General features: G+C 43.6%; 14 protein-coding genes. 11 read left to right on the forward strand and 3 right to left on the reverse strand.

Annotated elements, in window-relative coordinates; all coding sequences use genetic code 11:
• Nucleotides 1-250: 250 nt before the first annotated feature.
• Nucleotides 251-1090: a dienelactone hydrolase family protein gene (locus FLA_RS02375; RefSeq protein WP_076381800.1), complete on the reverse strand. Its 840-nt coding sequence runs from the start codon at nucleotides 1088-1090 to the stop codon at nucleotides 251-253.
• 193 nt (nucleotides 1091-1283) lie between these two features.
• On the opposite strand from FLA_RS02375, the gene FLA_RS02380 reads away from it, so the two are divergent.
• The 4 genes from FLA_RS02380 (at nucleotide 1284) to FLA_RS02395 (ending at nucleotide 6919) form a co-directional block, all read left to right on the forward strand.
• Nucleotides 1284-3638, forward strand: a complete 2355-nt coding sequence (locus tag FLA_RS02380) for a beta-galactosidase (RefSeq protein ID WP_076381801.1) — start codon at nucleotides 1284-1286, stop codon at nucleotides 3636-3638.
• Between the two features lie 313 nt (nucleotides 3639-3951).
• Entirely contained in the window at nucleotides 3952-5340 is a 1389-nt protein-coding gene (locus tag FLA_RS02385; protein ID WP_076381802.1) for a DUF1254 domain-containing protein, read from the forward strand.
• A gap of 103 nt (nucleotides 5341-5443) precedes the next feature.
• Nucleotides 5444-6355 (forward strand): DnaJ C-terminal domain-containing protein, encoded by a 912-nt coding sequence (locus FLA_RS02390; protein ID WP_076381803.1) that lies wholly within the window; start codon nucleotides 5444-5446, stop codon nucleotides 6353-6355.
• 9 nt (nucleotides 6356-6364) lie between these two features.
• Nucleotides 6365-6919 carry a hypothetical protein gene (locus FLA_RS02395; RefSeq protein WP_076381804.1) on the forward strand — a complete coding sequence of 185 codons (555 nt, stop codon included), beginning with the start codon at nucleotides 6365-6367 and terminating at the stop codon, nucleotides 6917-6919.
• Nucleotides 6920-6994: 75 nt separating this feature from the next.
• Here FLA_RS02395 and FLA_RS31785 read toward each other — a convergent pair whose 3' ends face one another.
• Both FLA_RS31785 and FLA_RS02405 read right to left on the reverse strand, forming a co-directional pair.
• Nucleotides 6995-7450 (reverse strand): cold-shock protein, encoded by a 456-nt coding sequence (locus tag FLA_RS31785; protein WP_076381805.1) that lies wholly within the window; start codon nucleotides 7448-7450, stop codon nucleotides 6995-6997.
• A 245-nt stretch (nucleotides 7451-7695) separates the two neighbouring features.
• The gene (locus FLA_RS02405) at nucleotides 7696-7830 is read right to left on the reverse strand and encodes an alanyl-tRNA synthetase (protein WP_076381806.1); all 135 of its coding nucleotides are present in this window, start codon (nucleotides 7828-7830) and stop codon (nucleotides 7696-7698) included.
• A 151-nt stretch (nucleotides 7831-7981) separates the two neighbouring features.
• Between FLA_RS02405 and FLA_RS02410 the strand changes: the two genes are divergently transcribed.
• The 7 genes from FLA_RS02410 to fucP all read left to right on the forward strand — a co-directional run bounded on the left by FLA_RS02410 (nucleotide 7982) and on the right by fucP (nucleotide 19242).
• Complete coding sequence (locus FLA_RS02410; protein ID WP_076381861.1) at nucleotides 7982-8962, forward strand: 2-hydroxyacid dehydrogenase; 981 nt, start codon at nucleotides 7982-7984, stop codon at nucleotides 8960-8962.
• Nucleotides 8963-8977: 15 nt separating this feature from the next.
• Nucleotides 8978-10207, forward strand: a complete 1230-nt coding sequence (locus FLA_RS02415; protein ID WP_076381807.1) for a multidrug effflux MFS transporter — start codon at nucleotides 8978-8980, stop codon at nucleotides 10205-10207.
• An 80-nt stretch (nucleotides 10208-10287) separates the two neighbouring features.
• Nucleotides 10288-10707 (forward strand): hypothetical protein, encoded by a 420-nt coding sequence (locus tag FLA_RS02420; RefSeq protein ID WP_076381808.1) that lies wholly within the window; start codon nucleotides 10288-10290, stop codon nucleotides 10705-10707.
• Nucleotides 10708-11027: 320 nt separating this feature from the next.
• The gene (locus FLA_RS02425) at nucleotides 11028-14270 is read left to right on the forward strand and encodes a SusC/RagA family TonB-linked outer membrane protein (RefSeq protein ID WP_076381809.1); all 3243 of its coding nucleotides are present in this window, start codon (nucleotides 11028-11030) and stop codon (nucleotides 14268-14270) included.
• 17 nt (nucleotides 14271-14287) lie between these two features.
• Nucleotides 14288-16084, forward strand: a complete 1797-nt coding sequence (locus FLA_RS02430; RefSeq protein WP_076381810.1) for a RagB/SusD family nutrient uptake outer membrane protein — start codon at nucleotides 14288-14290, stop codon at nucleotides 16082-16084.
• Between the two features lie 127 nt (nucleotides 16085-16211).
• Nucleotides 16212-17849 (forward strand): pectinesterase family protein, encoded by a 1638-nt coding sequence (locus FLA_RS31790; RefSeq protein WP_076381862.1) that lies wholly within the window; start codon nucleotides 16212-16214, stop codon nucleotides 17847-17849.
• 121 nt (nucleotides 17850-17970) lie between these two features.
• Nucleotides 17971-19242 carry an L-fucose:H+ symporter permease gene (gene fucP, locus FLA_RS02440; protein ID WP_076381811.1) on the forward strand — a complete coding sequence of 424 codons (1272 nt, stop codon included), beginning with the start codon at nucleotides 17971-17973 and terminating at the stop codon, nucleotides 19240-19242.
• Nucleotide 19243: the final 1 nt, after the last annotated feature.

Consider the following 19243-nt stretch of genomic DNA (forward strand, 5'->3'; position numbering starts at 1 on the left):
AGTTACTAACGCACAATGGGAAAGCGTGCTATTTTTTACGGAATCTATGGTGTATATTAACCGTTTTTCCTCAACAGACAGTAATAGTAGTCCCTTATTGTAAGGGACTGCAAAGCTTTATCCCATGCATGTTTTAGCTGCTATAATATGTAATGAAAGTTCTGAAAGTTTTAGCAGCTTTTAAGTAAGGGTATAAAACACAAAAGTCTCCTGCATAAACAGGAGACTTTTGTAAAAATAGCAGTACTGCTTATTTAAAGATCTTGTCAAAGAACACTTTCATGTCGTTGAAAGATGCAGAATCAGCTGCACCGTTATAACGGATAGGCATGTTAAATTTCTTGCCCTTTTCAGTAGCATTCGGGTTAGTGAATGCGTGGGTAGCATCAGGATACTCTTTAAAAGTGTAAGATGCGCCTACAGAATCCAGTTGCTTTTTAAAAGTAGCTACATCAGCAGCAGGTACAAAACTGTCGGCCATACCATGGCAAACCAGGATATCGGCTTTGGTTTGTCCTTTTGCAGGTGTTACACCTGCCAGTCCACCATGAAAGCTTACTACGCCGTTAACCGGTAAGCCCAGTTTGGCGCTGTTTAATACGGCAGAACCGCCAAAGCAGTAGCCAATAGCCGCTACTTTGCTGGTGTCTACACCAGGATAGGTTTTAGCTTTAGCTAAAGCAGCCTGTAAGCGGCTGTACCATAATTGCGGGTTTTTGTAAAATGCACCGGCCAGTTCACCAGCCAAACCTGGGTTGTCGGCCACTTTACCATTGCCATACATGTCAATACCTACAGCAAAGTAACCCAGCGCAGCCAGTTGTTGCGCCCTGCCTTTTACGTAGCCATCCAAACCCCACCACTCCGGTACTATTAACACGATTGGTTTTTTAACGGAGGTGTCAGAGCTGTAGGCTACTACGCTTTTCAACACCACACTGTCGGCCTGAATGTCAACAGTGTCTTCGGTAATAGTAAATGTTTTGGTGCTGTCTTTTTTACCTTCTGTAGTAGGGGCATTGTTGCCACAAGAAGCAAGGCTTGCTACCAGTGTGCATCCTGCTAAAAAATGTACAAATCTTTTTTGCATGTGATAGTAGTTAATAAATAGATTGGAATATAGTGCGCAATTTACTCATTTTACCTATCCCCAAAGCATATTAAACCAGCTGTCCTTCAGCAGGTTGTAAAAAGATAATACGTGTGCAAATGTTAATGGTGAATATACAGGTAGTGTAAATGCCCGGGAAAAGATATCTTCGGCAACCATTTTTTACCCTACTATGAGCCATATAATTAAACGGATAAGCTTATGCTGGTTATTACTGGCTACTCTTACCACGCTTTTTGCGCAATCTGCAGCACCCGGCACTTTTGAAGCCGGTAAAAACAGTTTTATACTCAACGGAAAGCCTTTTGTGGTACGTGCGGCCGAATTGCATTATCCCCGCATCCCTAAAGCATACTGGGAGCATCGTATTCAGTTATGCAAAGCTATGGGCATGAATACTATTTGTATTTACCTGTTCTGGAACTATCACGAGCAACAGGAAGGCGTGTTTGATTTTGAAGGACAAAAGGATGTGGCGGCGTTTGTAAAGCTGGTGCAGAAGAATGGTATGTATTGTATAGTACGGCCTGGCCCTTATGTGTGTGCGGAGTGGGATATGGGCGGTTTGCCCTGGTGGCTGCTGAAAAAGAAAGATTTGCAGGTGCGTTCTGTTAAAGACAGCCTGTTTATGCAAAAAGCCACCCGCTACCTGAAGCAGGCAGGCAAACAACTGGCACCATTGCAAATACAAAACGGCGGCAACATTATTATGGTGCAGGTGGAGAATGAGTATGGCGTTTGGGGCAATGATGAAGTGTATATGAGTGCTATACGCGACCAGGTGCGTGCAGCGGGCTTTGATAAGGTGCAATTATTCCGTTGCGACTGGTCCAGCAATTTTCACCGTTATAAACTGGAGGGCGTAGCCAGCACCTTAAACTTTGGCGCAGGTTCTAACATTGATAACCAGTTTAAAAAGTTTAAAGAGATGAACCCCGATGCGCCTTTAATGTGCAGTGAATACTGGACAGGCTGGTTTGATCAGTGGGGGCGTCCGCACGAAACCCGTGATATCAACTCATTCATTGGCAGCTTAAAGGATATGATGGATCGCAATATCTCCTTTAGTCTGTACATGGCTCATGGCGGTACTTCTTTTGGTCAGTGGGCTGGCGCTAATGCGCCGCCCTATGCGCCAACTGCCAGCTCTTACGATTACAATGCGCCTATTGATGAAGCGGGTAACACTACCGATAAGTTTTTTGCAGTGCGTAACCTGTTAAAGAACTATTTGCAGGAAGGCGAAGTGTTGGGAGATATTCCGGAGAATCCGGAAAAAACAATTGCTATACCTGCTATGCGGTTTACGCAAACAGCCGGCTTATTTGCCAACCTGCCTGTAGCGAATACCAGTGTGGATATTGCTTCTATGGAGCAATTTAACCAGGGCTGGGGGCGTATACTTTATCGTACGCAATTACCTGCCGGCAATGCTGCCAGAAAATTGTATATCAGTGAGGTGCATGACTGGGCCACTGTTTTTGTAAACGGGAAAGCTGTGGGCAAGCTGGATCGTCGCCGCGGTGATAATAGTGTAAACCTGCCAGCTACTAATGCAGTGGCCAGGCTAGATATATTAGTGGAGGCCACAGGTAGGGTAAACTATGGGCAGGCTATTATAGATAGAAAAGGAATTACGCAAAAAGTGGTGCTGGTGCAAAATGCGGATAGCACGGTATTACATAACTGGCAGGTATACAATTTCCCAGTAGACTATGCATTTCAACAGCAGGCAAAATATGCTAAAAGCCCGGCTAATGGCCCTGCCTGGTATAAAACTTCCTTTATACTGACTACTACCGGCAACACATTTTTAGATATGAGTCAGTGGGGGAAGGGAATGGTATGGGTAAATGGATATAATCTGGGTCGTTTTTGGAAAATTGGCCCGCAACAAACATTGTATTGCCCGGGTAGCTGGTTAAAAAAAGGAATTAACGAAATAATCGTGCTGGATGTTGATCGGCCGGCAGCTGGTGCAGTAGTGGCTGGTTTGGAAAAGCCGATACTCAATAAAACCAGTCAGGACGAATCGTTACTGCATCGCAAACCAGGCCAGATGTTACAGTTACAAAATAATAAACCCGTGATAACTGGTAACTTCGCAGCAGGAAATGGATGGAAAACGGTAACATTTGATGCGGTGAAGCAGGGCAGGTATTTTTGCCTGGAAGCTATCAGCGCACAAAATGAAAACGATCCGGTTGCCTCTGTTGCCGAAATAGAATTGCTGGCAGAAGATGGAAGTGTACTGTCTACTTTGCCCTGGAAGGTGTTATATGCAGATAGTGAAGAAGTTACTGCTGCTAATAATGCTGCCGATAAGTTATACGATGCGCAGGAATCGCTTATTTGGCAAACACAAACAACCGGTAATAAACCGCGCCATCCCCACCAGGTGGTTATAGATCTGGGTTCTGTTGTTAAAGTAAAAGGCTTTCGTATTCTCCCGCGTTCGGATAAAAGCACAGCGGGCATCATAAAAGACTATAAATTTTACCTGGAAGAAAAACCGTTTGCGCTTTAGCATGGTTTTTGTTTTAAGATGGTGACTTTTATTGATACTATTATTTGTATTCTATTGTTTGCCTGCAATTGCTGTTTTAACAGTAACACTGTTTGCGATTGCAAGTATTTCAATAGAATACTTTTGTTTTAGGATAATTAGTTAAAATAAATATTAGTAAGTATATAGGTAAAGAAGAACTATCTGATGGTTTTGATAGAAGAACTGAATACTAAGGACATAGACATGATCATCCTACCCCTTGAATAGCAGAGAGTAATCAGCCCTGGACTTGTAAGAGAATCCAAATTCTATCATTACAACCAGCAATCTTATGAAAAAAGCTACTTTCGGATTTTTAATGGTATTGGCTGCCATTATACTGCATTCCTGTAACAGCACAACACCCGCTTCTATTGCGGCGATGTCGCGTAAACCCGTAGAAGAATACAGCACTTTAACAGACGATGAAATTATTGCTATCGTAAAGCAGGCATATACAACTATGTATCCGCTGGTTATGATGGAATTGAATAAACGGGTATGTACCAATGTAGCAACGCCTGACGATAATGGATATGCACCTGTTAACCAAATGGGGCATAGATGTGAATATCCTGATGCCAGTTCAGGCAAGGAGAATGCTGATTTGGATATGTTTTACTCTTCCGCCTTTTTAGATATTTCACATAGTCCTATGGTACTCACCGTGCCTGACGAAATGGGGCGTTACTATATGTTTACCATGGTAGATGCCTGGGGGCGTGTGTTTGCTACAGCCAGTCAGTCAGGTGCGGGGTCTTATGCCATCACTGCACCAGGCTGGCAGGGCGAGCTGCCCAAAGGTATAAAGCAGATTAAAGCGCCTTCTGATATGGTATGGATTGCAGGTCGTACACAGGTGAATGATGAAACAGATGGAGAGATTGTGAAGCTTTTAATGCGGCGCTATGCGTTGATTCCATTATCAAAGTGGGGGCAACCTTACCAGGCGCCTGTGTGTGCTGTTGATAACGAAGTGAATATGCAGCCTGCTACTGTTCAGGCAGCTAATATGTCTGTAATGTCGTTTCTCAATCTTGGCAACCGGTTAATGCAACGTTATGCCCATAGCGGCATTGATACCAATGTGCTGGCCCGTATGTCCATGGTAAACATTGGCGCCGGATTGCATTTTGATACTGCCGTATACAGTACAGCAGTAAATAAAGCATTGGTAAAGTTGCCGGAGATGATGAAGCAAGAGGTGCTGATAGCCTGCAGTAACAGGCAACAACATCCGAATAAATGGGAGGACGGTGAGATATTGCCGGTGTGGGTGAACTGCCAGTGTGCCAATGTGCAGGGAGATGCTTTTGCGCTTACTGTTAAAGAAGATGTAACCGGAAGCAGGCTGGATGGCAATAGTCGTTATCTGTTGCATTTTACGAGAAGCCAGGTGCCATTGGCTAAAGCCTTCTGGAGCCTTACTATGTATAAACCTGCTTCGCGCCTGGTTCAAAATGCTATTGGCCGGTATGCTATCGGCAACAGAGACCGGTTGCTGTATAACGCAGACGGATCGCTCGATATCTATATTCAAAAAGAACATCCGGGTAATAATAAAGCCAGCAACTGGTTACCTGCTCCCGCCGGTGCTTTTTCTTTAACCATGCGTATGTATGGAATTCAACAGGATAAAAAAGAGATAAGCCGTACTATCCCCCCACTTCAGAAAGTGTAACCGCCTGTCATTATATACCAGTTTTTCTGCAATATTGGCAAGTATTTCTTCTATCATCGGCTGGATCACTTTTTGTAAATCAGATAGGAAGAAATACAAGCGTATGGCAGACTTTATTGATTATTATAAAATTCTTGGGGTAGGAAAAAGTGCAACAGAGGATGAAATCAAAAAGGCCTACAGAAAACTGGCGCGCAAGTATCACCCCGATGTAAACCAGGGCAATGCAGAAGCCCAAAAGAAATTTCAGCAGATTAATGAGGCCAATGAGGTATTGAGCGATCCGGACAAACGTAAAAAATACGATCAGTACGGTGAGAACTGGAAACATGCCGATCAGTTTGAGCAGGCTCGTCAGCAAGGTGGCCATGGTGGTCAGGGCTTTGGCGGCGGACAAGGTGGCGGTTTTGGCGGATTTGAAGATTTTGGCGGCGGCGGTGGTTTTTCTGACTTTTTTGAAAACTTGTTTGGCCGTAGCAAAAGTAGTGGCCGTTCAGGTGGCAGCAGGTATAAAGGCGAAGATATAAACGCCAATTTGCAACTCCATCTTACAGATGTATATACTACCCGCAAGCAGGTGATTACTGTAAACGGTAAAAGCATCCGTATTACTATTCCTGCAGGTGTGGAAAACGGGCAGATCATTAAACTGAAAGGTCATGGCGAGCCGGGCACTAATGGGGCCAGTAATGGTGATTTATACATTACTTTCCAGATACTGAATAATACCAATTTTAACAGGGTAGGCAACGACTTACACACTACCATTGATTTACCATTATACACGGCTGTTTTAGGAGGAGAAGTGGTGTTAGATACACCAGGGGGCAAGGTGAAGCTGAAAGTGCAGCCCGAAACACAAAACGGTGCTAAAATTCGTTTAAAAGGGAAAGGTTTTCCGGTCTATAAACAGGAAGGTGTTTATGGCGACCTTTTTGTTACGTATAATATTAAAATACCTACTGGCCTTACCGAGCAACAGAAAGCTTTGTTTCGCCAGCTGTCAGAATTATAAACACAACGAATGAAATACCTTTTTACCCTTTTCGCCTTTTCAGGCTTGTTAGTAACAGCCTGCAACACTGGCAATGAATCGCAAACAGATACGGAAGCCAGCAAAGACAGTGGTATAGTGGCCGGGGCTTCGCATGCAGTAGAGCATGTAGAAGTGCAGCCGCAGGAAAAGCCGGAAGCCGGACAGTATTGTTATATTGATAAGGTTTACACTGTGGGAGACAGCAGTTTTATTGATGCAGATTATATCCAGTTTTTAATGGGAGAAGAAGCGGTAGCAGCTGCCCGTAAAAAAGGCGATGCAGAGCCCATTGTAAAAAATGGGGATACTACCTGGGCGGTAATGGACGATTATTACATTGTAAATGATAATAAGCAGGTACGCAAATTAAAGCTGTCAAAAGATTTTAAGTATATATCGGTAAGTGCTTCTCCGCAGGAGGAGGTGAACCATAAAACACCGCTGGAACAGCTGAAGGAAAAGGCAAAGAAGGATTATGTGTTTATCCTGACATTCAATGCCGATAATGAGGTTTCGGCTATAAAAAATCAGTTCCTGCCTTAACAGGAAGTAAAGGCCATTTCCGGAAAAAAGGACATATCTCCTTTCCGGAAATGGTAATATATAATACTACAGTAGTTATACTGCTAATTTCACCTGGATGGCCTGTGGTCCTTTATGGCCCATAGTAGTTTCGAAGTTTACCTTACTTCCTTCCTGAATTCGGCCTACCACATCATTAATATGCACAAATATGCTTTCCTGGGTTTGTAAATCCCGGATAAAGCCATAGCCCTTGCCCATATTAAAGTGAGTTACTATTCCCGTTCTTATTACCGGCACATCGTCTGTTTCCTGCTGTCTGCTTACGCTGATCTGCACGTCTTCCAGACTTATTTCTTTTCTTTTGCTCGGATCGGGTGGCGTATTAGTAATATTGCCGTTTTCGTCAATATAAGCCATCATGTCTTCCAGGCCTTTGCCTTTGGAAGAGTTAGCTTGTCTTTCTGCTTTTTTCTCCTGCTTTTCCTGTAGCTTCTGTTGTTTTTTCTTTTCTTTTTCTTTTTTGTTAAAGGATTCCTGCGATTTTCCCATATTTCTGATTACAATTTGTGTGTTTATTATAACAACCGAAAACGCAAATGTTGCAATTTGGGTTATTAAGTTTATGCAAAGTTGTTTGGGACCGGTTGTGTTATTGCACAGTACACTACATCATGCTACCAGGTAAACTGAAGTAAAAAGCAGAAGGATGAACAGATTAGCTAACAATCTCTATCAAAAATGCCTATTAACGCAAACGGAACCACTATAAAGGTAGTTCAAATATCTTAAAAGTGCTATTTTTTGGCCACCCAATAGCCAATGGCCAGCCATATCAACCCTTTTACCAGGAAGAAAACGAAGCCCCAAAAGCCTAAACGTTTAAGCCAGGCCACCATGCGGCTTTTTTTAGAAGAAGTATTTTCGGTCATCAGTGATTAAATTCAGTACCAAGATACAATTGTCATAGAAATGTCATGCGTGTAAGCGGGAAAACAATTTACCTTTTACGGAAAAATGAACTTCGGGGGCCGGGAACGTAGGCCTACCTTTGCGGTGAAAAACCAGTTAAAAAGCAGGAAAATGAGGGTGTTTGTATCAAATATTATCCCTCAGCCGGGTATCCGGCTGTTGGAAGAAGCAGGTCTGGAAATAACAGAATGGACAGAAAAACGGAAACTGGCAGGGCAGGAGCTGATAGATATTTGCCAACAATACGATGCATTTTTATGTGTAAGCAATACCGTAGATGCTCCTTTTCTGGAAGCCTGTAAACACTTAAAAGTCATCGCCCTGCACTCCGTAGGTTATGATAATGTGGATGTAGCGGCAGCTACCCGGCTAAAAATACCCATTGGCAATACTCCTGATGTATTAAGCGAGTCTACCGCAGAAACCGCTTTTTTATTAATGATATCTTCTGCACGGAAGGCTTTTTACCTGCACAAAAAGATTTTGAATGGCCAGTGGGGCTTTACTGAACCCACTGCCGATCTGGGCATTTCGCTGCAAGGCAAAACGCTGGGTATTTACGGATTAGGAAAAATTGGCTATGAGCTGGCTAAGAAATGTGTGGCCGCTTATGATATGAAGGTGATTTATCACAATCGCCACCGGAATGAAGAGGCCGAAAAAGCTTTTGGAGCAGTAAAAGTGTCTTTTGAAGAACTGTTGCAACAGAGCGATGTGCTAAGCGTGCACACGGCGCTTACCAGTGAAACCAAAGGGAAATTTAATAAAGCGGCTTTTAACCTGATGAAACCTTCCGCCATTTTTATCAACACGGCTCGTGGTGGTATTCATAACGAGGGCGATTTAATAGAAGCGTTACAAAACGAAACCATCTGGGGTGCAGGGCTGGATGTTACCAATCCCGAGCCTATGCACGCAGATAATCCTTTATTACAAATGCCGTCTGTAGCTGTGTTGCCACATATAGGCTCTGCTACAGTAGAAACCCGGAGTGCCATGGCTATCCTGGCGGCCCGGAATATTATTGCAGGGGTAAAAGGCGAACGTTTACCCAATATTGTGAACCCCGAAGTATATAACAGTTCCTTATAAACACATACAGCAAGTATGCAGCATACAAAAAGCAGGTATTTTTTCCTGATCCTGATATTAGGTTCCCTCACCGCATTGGCTCCTTTTTCTATCGACATGTATTTACCTGGTTTTGGTGCCATAGCCAAAGATTTGAATACTAACGTAGAAGAGGTGGGCTTGTCTTTGTCCAGTTTTTTCATTGGTATATCGGCCGGTCAATTATTATATGGCCCCCTGCTGGATAAGTATGGCCGTAAAAAGCCCTTATACCTGGGGCTGCTGGTATATATTATAGCTACCATTGGCTGTGTATTGTCCACTTCTATTCAAAGTTTAATCTGGTTACGGTTTATACAGGCCATTGGCAGTTGTGCGGCTACTGTAGCGGCTATGGCTATGGTGCGCGACCTGTTTCCGGTACAGGATAATGCCAAGGTGTTTGCATTATTAATGCTGGTAGTAGGGGCTTCGCCCATGATAGCGCCTACTGCGGGTGGATATATTACCAAGGCTTTTGGATGGCATTCCGTGTTTATTATACTGGCTATTCTGGGGGCAGTAATACTGGTGGCTGTGTTGTTATCCTTGCCGGAAAGCTATCAGCCCGATCCTTCTTATTCTTTAAAACCGGGTCCCATTGTAACTAATTTCCTGCAAGTGCTGAAAGAGCCTCAGTTTTATACCTATGCGGCCACCGGCGCCCTCGGTTTTTCGGGGTTGTTTGTATATGTGTCCGGCTCGCCCAAGGCATTTATGGATATTTACCAGCTGAGTGGGGAAGTATATGGGTGGATTTTTGCTTTCCTTTCCATTGGTTTTATTGGCTCCAGCCAGGTAAATACATTGTTACTCAAGCGTTTTCGCAGCCAGCAAATTGTGCCGGTAGCACTGGTGTGCCAGTCGGCAGCCGGGGTGCTGTTAGTGACAACGGCCCTGGCAGGTGTATTAACCTTGCCTGTGCTGCTTATCCTTTTATTCCTGTTTTTGTGCTGTTTGGGCTTTGTAAATCCTAATACTGCCGCTTTAAGCCTGGCGCCTTTTGCTAAAAATGCGGGTAGTGCTTCGGCCTTAATGGGGGCAATACAAATGGGGCTGGGAGCGCTGGCTTCAGCAAGTTTAAGCCTGTTTACAGCCAAAAATGTGTTGCCTATGGTGGCTTTGATGGCTTGTTCGGCAGTTTTAGCACTGGCAGTACTGTTGTTGGGGCGCAGGAAAATTAAAAATGAGGTAGCTGGCGTAGAAGGCGCTGTGGTATTGCATTAACAAATGAATAATTCTCTTTAACTTGCCGGCCTGACAGTATTTTAGCTGTTCAACCCAAACCAAATGCACTGTTTGTACTCATGTCCGTTGAAATCAATGATATTACTATAGAACAACTGGTAGCTGCTTACGAAGCAACGGAGGAATCTATTGTGGAAGACGCAGATGAGGACCCGTCGGTAATGCTGGATATCCAGGATCACCTGGAAAACCTGATTTTGCTTACTGCCCAGTTGATGGAAGGCTGGGAGCCTTTTTTCGAAGAACTGGACGAACATGAAACTGCCCGCTATTTTATTAAATTATCTCCTGCACTAAAAGCTTCACAGCAGGTAATGTTGCTGATTAAGAAATACGGATTAAACCGTGGTGACATCAAAACCTTTTATCGTCGTTTAAAACCGGAAGTGAAAGAATTTTCATCCGCAATGAAAAAACTGTTGAACACGACTATTAACCCGGATGACATTGATGAAGAAGAGGATGAAGATGATTATTAGTAGCCAACTGTTTTTTTAGTGCTCTTAAAGAGCTATCTCAGACGGTAACGATTGCGTAAGTTTTGTTTCAATAATGGAATATATTAGTTTAATTAGCTAAGTGAAATGCGTTGCTCCCCTGGGAGGAAAGTGTTTCACAGGGACTTCAATCCTTTATCTATGAGGTTGCCGGAGAAAACTAACAAACGGTAACGATTGCGTAAAAAAACTAACGATATGTTAATAAAATCGCTAATTATGCTATAAGGTTGCCGCTAATTTCTTGCCATAGAAAAAGCTGCTTGTTAAACCGAAACTACAAATCATAAATCGCTTGTTGTATGAAAAAAACGACCTTGCTTGTATCGTTTATTCTATCAGTGTGCGCGTTATTTGCACAAACGCGTTCGTTACAGGGAAAAGTTACTGACGAAAAAGGCGCTCCCCTTGGAGGAGTAAGTGTAATGCTGAAAGGCGCAAAAGTGGGTACACAAACCAATGATGCTGGTACTTTCACATTAAATACTACTGCCGCAGGTACTGTGGAACTGGTATTTAGCTATACCGGTTACAAGAGTATTACCGTGTCAACCGATGGCAAAGATGTGTCGGTAAGGCTGGATAAGGATGCCAATGATCTGAACGACATTGTTGTGGTGGGATACCAAACCGTAAGGCGGAAAGATCTTACTGGCTCTGTATCTTCTGTAGGTGCCAAACAATTAAAGGATGTGCCTATGAACTCAGCGGCACAGGCACTGGCTGGCCGTTTGGCTGGTGTGCAAATTACCGGAACAGAAGGGTCTCCTGATGCTGCTGTAACCATTCGTGTAAGGGGCGGCGGTTCTATTACACAAGACAACTCCCCGTTATACATCATTGATGGTATACAGGTAGAAAATGGTTTAAACGCCATTTCTCCACAGGATATTGAAACCATTGATGTATTGAAAGACGCGTCTACTACGGCCATTTATGGTGCCCGTGGTGCGAATGGCGTGGTGATCATCACTACCAAAAGCGGTAAAAACAGCAATGGTAAATCGGTGCTGAGCTATAATGGCTTTGTAGGTATCAACAAACTGGCCCGTAAACTGAAGGTGATGAACCCATATGAGTTTGTTACTTTCCAATATGAGCGCAGCAGGGGTAATGCTACAGACAGTACCAACTTTGCCAACAACTATGGTACTACCTGGGATACATTAAGTAATTACAAAAATGCGCAGGCAGTAGACTGGCAGGATCAAATGTTTGGCCGGTCAGCCTTTAACCAAACCCATAACATCAGCTTAAGTGGCATGGGTGGAGGAAATGTATATAACCTCAGCCTTACTTCCAACACAGAAGATGCTATCATGAGTGGTTCCCGTTTCGATCGTAAGCTGGCCAGCTTTAAGTTTGAGCATACTTATAGTCCTGCTGTTAAAATTGGGTTTAATACCCGTTACAACAATACGATAGTGTATGGAGCTGGTACTTCCAGTGTAGGCTCTGCATCAACCAACAACCTGCGTCAGGCCATTCGTTACAGGCCATTGTTGGTGCCAGGACAAAACATTACAGATTTTGACAGGTCATATCTGGATGAAACCAATGGTAGCAGTCTGGCATTGATCAATCCTATTTTGCTGAACGATCAAAGCTACCGGAAAAGCAATACTTCTATCATTAACCTCAGTGGTTATGTAACCATTACGTTTACTCCCTTCCTCAGCTTTAAGTCTACTTTAGGGGTAGATGTAAACACACAGCGTAAAGATTCTTTTGATGATAGCCTTACCAATAACTCCCGTTTGAACGGAAGTAGTTTGCCTATGGCTGCTATTGCCACCAGTAAAACGGTAACATTGAATAACTCCAACGTGTTTACTTTTAGTAACGCTAAAATGAAGGGAGCTTTTCATAAACACAATGAAATAAGCTGGTTGCTGGGGCAGGAGATTTATCAAACCAGAATTACTGGTCAGAACACGCTGGCAAAATTGTTTCAAAATGGAATCTCTTCTACCAAGGCTTTGGGTAATATGAACCTGGGTACTTTTTATACGGATGCCACTAACTATCCTGCTTCTTATCAAACAGATTACCACTCTGCTTCTTTCTTTACCAGTGTAAACTACAGCTTTGACAAGAAATACCTACTCACTGCCACTGTACGTGCAGATGGTTCTACTAAGTTTGGAGAAGAACTTTCTAAAAAATGGGGCTATTTCCCTTCTGCATCCGTTGCATGGCGTCCGCTAAATGAAAAATTCCTGGAAGGGTTAGGCAAAACATTTACAGATCTTAAACTACGTGTAAGCTACGGTCAGTCAGGAAATAACCGTATTGCCGACAATCTGTTTAGAACATTGTACGCTTCTTCTACACAGTATTACCTGGCGGGTCAGCAAATAGCGTCTTATGCCAGTTCTACTTTAGCGAATCCTGATTTGAAATGGGAACGTACTATTTCACGCAATTTAGGTATTGATGCCACAGTATTAAAAGGAAGGTTGCAATTTTCAATAGATGCATATATTAACACAACTAAAGACCTGCTGGTAAACGTGCCCATTCCACCAACCTCGGGATATCCTTACCAGGTACAGAATGTAGGTTCTACACAAAACAAGGGTTTGGAATTACAGGTAAATGCAACGCCATTAAAAACCAAAGATTTTTCCTGGACGGCTAATTTCAATATATCCGCTAATAAAAACGTGGTAAAAAGCCTGGGTGGCCGCCAGAACTACTACCTGAAAAACTCAGGTTGGGCCTTATCAAGCAGTCCAAGCGATTATATTGTCAGGGTAGGAGATGCAGTGGGCTCTATCTGGGGTTTACAAACTGATGGATTTTATCAGATCAGCGATTTCGATTACAACTCTGGTACAGGTGCTTATACTTTAAAGTCCGGCGTACCTGATAATACAACGCTTACGGCTATTGCACCCAAGCCTGGTGTGTTAAAGTTTAAGGATCTCAGCGGACCTAATGGTAAGCCTGATGGAATAGTGAATGACTATGACAGAACGGTGATAGGTGTGGCACAGCCTAAGTTTTTAGGAGGTTTAAACCAACAGTTCAGTTATAAAAACTTTGATCTGAGTGTATTTGTGAACTACCAGTTTGGTAATGATGTATACAACGCCAACAAGCTGGAATTTACATCGGCCTATACTGGCGATGCCAATATGCTGGCCGTTATGAATAACCGCTGGCGTAACGTGGATGCCACTGGCAAAACCATTACCGATCCGGCAGGTTTGGCTGAGTTAAATAAGAATGCTACCATATGGTCGCCAAGTACTGCTTCCAACTCTTTTACGGTACATTCCTGGGCTATAGAAAATGGTTCATTTGTTCGTATCAGCAACATTACTGTGGGGTACACTTTTGCCGATGCTTTGCTGAAGAAAATAAAAGTGTCTAAAGCCCGCGTATATGCTACGGTGAACAATGTGGCACTGATAACAGGTTATTCAGGTTACGATCCGGAAGTAAGTGTAAGACGTGGTAACCCCGAAACGCCGGGGGTTGACTACTCTGCTTACCCCAGAAGCCGTTCCTATATTGTTGGTATTAATCTTTCCCTGTAACAGCAAAAGCTTGCAAAATGAAATTATCTATTATACATAAGAACATCGTTAAGCCGATATGCATGCTGGTGCTGCTCACCAGTGTGTTTTCCTGTAAAAAATATTTAACCAACGACCCGGTATCTTCGTTTGCACCGGAATATGTTTTCAGTGATGTTGTGAATGCGCAGAAAGCTGTGTTGGGGGCCTACGCGTGCCTGGCGGGCGATCAGGGATATGGCATTCGTATCAGTATGTATTACTCATACGATGATGACCTGATGATGGGTCAGGGCTCTACTCCCTATCCGGATAATGAAAGAAGGGATATTGCCCACTATAATGTAACCGCCAGTAATACACAGCTGGCAGCCCCTTTCTTACAATTGTATGCAGGAGTAGAACGTGCCAACCTCTGTATCTATTATATTCCCAAAATGGCGCTGTACTCCAGCGGTTCTGAGCAACAGAAAAAAGACCTGAAAAGGCTGCATGGCGAGGCGTTGACATTGCGTGCACAGTTTTACCTGGAATTGTTGCGCAACTGGGGCGACTTGCCGGCTCAGTATGAGCCTGCTTTCCAGGTAGCCGATTTGTACCAGCCTAAAACAGATCGTGATTCTATCTATAATCATTTACTGGACGATTTGGCATTGGCTGAAACATTGGTGCCATGGCGTACAGAAGTATCCAAAGACGAAAGAATTACCCAAGGTGCAGTACGTGGCTTGCGTGCCCGTATTGCCTTGTTCAGAGGAGGATATTCTTTAAGAAGAGCCAGCAGTTCTTATGGACAAACAATGGCACGTCCTGCTGACTATAAAACCTATTACCAGATAGCGAAGGATGAATGTGCTGCTATCATGCAACGGGAAGATCAGCATAAGCTGAATAGTAGTTTCAGATCGGTATTTAAAGATGCTATATGTGCAAAGGCCATAGAACCAAACGGAGAAGTGCTGTTTGAAGTGTCTATGGATGGGGGCACCAGTGCGCTGGGCGATAGTAAACTGGGTTACTACAACGGTCCAAGAACCAATAGTAAAGGCAATGCTGCTCTTACCGTACTGCCTAGTTACTTCTATATGTACGACTCTACTGATACCCGCAGGGATGTAATGATTGCCCCTTACGATTTAAGTGCTACCCTTACTTATACGGGCCGGGCGGGACAGTCGTTAGTGGATGGTAAGTTCAGAAGAGACTGGATATTAAGTGGTACAGACCTGGTGAATTCAGCTGCGCAGTATTTTGGCGTAAACTGGCCTATCCTGCGTTATTCAGATGTGTTGCTGATGTATGCTGAGGCAGATAATGAATTGGGTGGTGCGCCAAGTGCTACGGCTATTGCGGCTTTGGAAAAAGTGAGAACCCGTGCTTATGGAGGCAATGCCAGCCTGATAGGCACTACCCCCACCGATTACACTGGCTTTTTTAATGCTATAGTAAAAGAAAGAGCTTTGGAATTAGGCGGCGAAGGCATACGCAAATACGATCTGATACGCTGGAACCTGCTTTCTACCAGGCTGGCTGCTGTAAAAACGCAATTAACAGCTATGGCTGGCAGAGCAGCTCCATGGAATAACTATCCGGCTAAAATGTATTATAAAACTGCGTCTACTTCTTTATTATGGGCAGGTTCTTTTTATGATGCAGGAAGTTCTACTACACCTAGCGGTTACACGTCTGTAAACTGGTTAAGCCCCAGCATCACTACTACTATTTCTACTTACTACGCTATAGCTTTTCAAAACAATCACAGCGAACTGTTGCCTATTCCGCAAACAGTGCTGGATTCATATAGTGGTATTTTGAAGCAAGACTACGGCTATTAAAAGGCTTGATTCGCAATTTAACAGCATGTATAGTTAATAAATAACAACTTTACCATCGCCGGACATTCACTTGCTCCGGCGATGGTGTTTATAACCATACGATACAATAAAGAACAAGTTTATGTTGATGAAGCAAAGAAACTGGATAGGCGCTCTATGTATAGCGCTTTTGGCTTTTGCGGCACCGGAGCGCAAAAAGATAACCATATGGATGGCCGGCGATTCCACTATGGCCAACAAATCGCCCAAGACTTATCCCGAAACAGGATGGGGGATGGCATTGGGGCAGTTTTTTGATGAGGACGTTATTATAGCCAATCGTGCGCAAAATGGCCGCAGTACTTTATCCTTCATCAACGAAAAACGCTGGCAGGCCATTATTGACAGTGCTACAGAAGGGGATTATGTGTTTATTGAATTTGGTCATAACGATGAAAAGGTAAATAAACCCGGGGTTGGGGTTTACCCGGCAGCTTATGGCGCCAACCTGGTAAAATTTGTGCTGGAGGTAAGGGCTAAAAAAGCCATCCCTGTATTGTTAACGCCCATCATGCGCCGCAACTTTAAAAACGGCGTGTTGGAAGATACGCACGGAGAATATCCGCCCGTGGTACGACGCGTGGCTGACAGCCTGAAAGTGCCTTTAATTGACATGCACCTGAAAAGTGAAGCACTGCTGAATGGCATGGGCGATGAACCTTCTAAAAAATTATTCAACTACGTTGATTCAGGTCATGTAAACTATCCTAAAGGAAATAAAGACAATACGCATTTTAGCCCCGCTGGCGCAACTGCCATGGCCGAACTGGCCGTGCAGGGGATTAAGGAGTTAAAGCTCGAAAGCCTGGTAAAGCACCTGAAGAAAAAGCAATACGATTTTGTAGTGGCTAAAGATGGCAGCGGGCAATTTACTACGGTGCAGGAAGCTATTAACGCTATCCCCGACATGCGTAAAAGTGAAACCGTTATTTACATTAAAAATGGGGTGTATAAAGAGAAACTGGTACTGCCGGAATCTAAAAACATGGTCACTTTTATTGGGGAGAATGTTGATAGTACTATTATCACTTACGACGATTTTGCCGGTAAAAAGAATATACTGGGTGAAGCCATGGGCACTTCTGGATCTTCCGGCTTCTTTATCTATGGTAAAGATTTTTCTGCCAGCAATATCACCTTTCAAAACTCTGCCGGTCCTGTAGGGCAGGCGGTAGCGGTGTTTGTGGGGAGCGACCGGGTAAAGTTTACTAATTGCCGTTTTTTAGGTTTCCAGGATACATTGTACACCTACGGGGTAGAAAGTCGCCAGTATTACCGCAGCTGCTATATAGAGGGGACGGTTGATTTTATTTTTGGCGCTTCCACAGCCGTGTTTGATAGCTGCACCATTTTTTGCAAAAAAGCAGGGTATGTAACAGCTGCTTCTACGCCTGAAAATAAAAAATATGGCTACGTTTTTCGCTATTGCACTATTAAAGGCGATGCGCCTGCCGGTTCCTATTTCCTGGGTCGTCCCTGGCGGCCTTATGCCAAAACCGTATATATTTCCTGTAACTTAGGTAACCAGGTAAAGGCGGAAGGCTGGGACAACTGGGGCAAAAAAGACAACGAAAAAACAACGTATTATGCCGAGTATAAAAGCACAGGAGCAGGAGCTAATAACGGTGCCAGAGTGCCGTGGAGCCACCAGCTTACTGCTTCCGAAGCAGGCTTATACACTTTAGAGCAGATATTGGGCGATTGGAAGCCAGAAAATGCCAATTAAGCTTAATGACAGGTTAATTAGCGGGTATAGGCCCACCCCGTTTCGCTGTTAATTTGTGGCCATATCATTGTCAGCGATCATATTTACAACAGAAGTAATCAGGATTTTATAACATTGCTATATGAATACTACAAAAAAGAACCCCTATCTATTGCCATTCATACTGATTACGTCCCTTTTCTTTTTATGGGGCATCGCGCACAAGTTTAATCCCATACTGGTGCCGCATTTAAGAAAGGCATGTGAGTTAACTAATTTTCAGTCAGCATTCATAGATTCTGCTTTCTTTCTGGCCTACTTTCTTATGGCCATACCTGCTTCCCTTATCATGGGTCGTATTGGGTATAAAGGAGGTATTTTAATAGGTTTATTATTATTTGCAACAGGCGCGTTTTTATTCTATCCTGCGGCCAATGTGCGCAGCTTTGAATTCTTTTTGCTGGCACAGTTTGTTATTGCCTGTGGGTTAACCTTTTTAGAAACAGCAGCCAACCCTTATGTAAATGAACTGGGCGATCCGGCAACTGCTACACAGCGCTTAAACTTTGCACAGTCGTTCAACGGCCTGGCGCAAACCATAGCGCCTAAATTGGGGGGATTATTCATTTTAACAGGAGTGCATTTAACCGCTACAGATAAAGCCCACATGACACCGGAACAGTGGGATGCTTACCTTAACAAAGAAGCTTCTACCGTTCAAATTCCTTACCTCATTATCGGTGGCGTAGTATTGCTGGTAGCGTTGTTATTATCGATGATAAAACTGCCTGAAATTAACGAAGCGGCGGATGCCGATTTAGAAGTGAAGGGCTCTATTTTCAAAGAAAAGAACCTGATGTTTAGCGTGCTGGCCCAGTTTTGTTACGTAGGAGCAGAAGTAGGTATTGCCAGCTTTTTTATCAAGTATGCCGAAGAAACCAATGGCATTGGTGAAAAAGATGCTGCTAACCTGTTATCAATAGCGCTGATAGGTTTTGTGGGTGGTAGATTCATTGGTACTTTCTTAATGAAATATATTAAACCGCATTTGTTACTGGCAGTCTATGGTGTTGCCAATATTGTGTTGCTGATAGTAGCATTTACGGTAGGTGGTAAACCGGGTTTATACGCCCTGATGGCTACCCAGTTTTTCATGAGCATTATGTTCCCCACCATTTTCTCTTTGGGTATTCGCGGGTTGGGCACTAAGCGCAAAAGGGGGGCATCATTCATTATCATGGCTATTGTAGGTGGTGCGGTAGTGCCTACTATTATGGCTAAGGTGGCTGATGTAAAAAGCTTCCAGTTATGTTACAGTGTACCTATCGTTTGCTTTGTGGTGATATTGTTTTTTGCAATAAGCCAGTTTAAAATAAAAGCAGTAGACGAAGGTGAAGTGCAAGTGGCACATTAGG

Source organism: Filimonas lacunae (genome assembly GCF_002355595.1).
Classification (GTDB): Bacteria; Bacteroidota; Bacteroidia; order Chitinophagales; family Chitinophagaceae; genus Filimonas; species Filimonas lacunae.

Coding starts and splice junctions, on each gene's coding strand:
- FLA_RS02380 (WP_076381801.1), top strand. CDS start 1,284: ATGAGCCATATAATTAAACGGATAAGCTTATGCTGGTTATTACTGGCT.
- FLA_RS02405 (WP_076381806.1), bottom strand. CDS start 7,830: ATGACCGAAAATACTTCTTCTAAAAAAAGCCGCATGGTGGCCTGGCTT.
- FLA_RS02425 (WP_076381809.1), top strand. CDS start 11,028: ATGAAAAAAACGACCTTGCTTGTATCGTTTATTCTATCAGTGTGCGCG.
- FLA_RS31790 (WP_076381862.1), top strand. CDS start 16,212: ATGAAGCAAAGAAACTGGATAGGCGCTCTATGTATAGCGCTTTTGGCT.
- FLA_RS02410 (WP_076381861.1), top strand. CDS start 7,982: ATGAGGGTGTTTGTATCAAATATTATCCCTCAGCCGGGTATCCGGCTG.
- FLA_RS02385 (WP_076381802.1), top strand. CDS start 3,952: ATGAAAAAAGCTACTTTCGGATTTTTAATGGTATTGGCTGCCATTATA.
- FLA_RS02430 (WP_076381810.1), top strand. CDS start 14,288: ATGAAATTATCTATTATACATAAGAACATCGTTAAGCCGATATGCATG.
- FLA_RS02420 (WP_076381808.1), top strand. CDS start 10,288: ATGTCCGTTGAAATCAATGATATTACTATAGAACAACTGGTAGCTGCT.
- FLA_RS02390 (WP_076381803.1), top strand. CDS start 5,444: ATGGCAGACTTTATTGATTATTATAAAATTCTTGGGGTAGGAAAAAGT.
- fucP (WP_076381811.1), top strand. CDS start 17,971: ATGAATACTACAAAAAAGAACCCCTATCTATTGCCATTCATACTGATT.
- FLA_RS02375 (WP_076381800.1), bottom strand. CDS start 1,090: ATGCAAAAAAGATTTGTACATTTTTTAGCAGGATGCACACTGGTAGCA.
- FLA_RS02395 (WP_076381804.1), top strand. CDS start 6,365: ATGAAATACCTTTTTACCCTTTTCGCCTTTTCAGGCTTGTTAGTAACA.
- FLA_RS31785 (WP_076381805.1), bottom strand. CDS start 7,450: ATGGGAAAATCGCAGGAATCCTTTAACAAAAAAGAAAAAGAAAAGAAA.
- FLA_RS02415 (WP_076381807.1), top strand. CDS start 8,978: ATGCAGCATACAAAAAGCAGGTATTTTTTCCTGATCCTGATATTAGGT.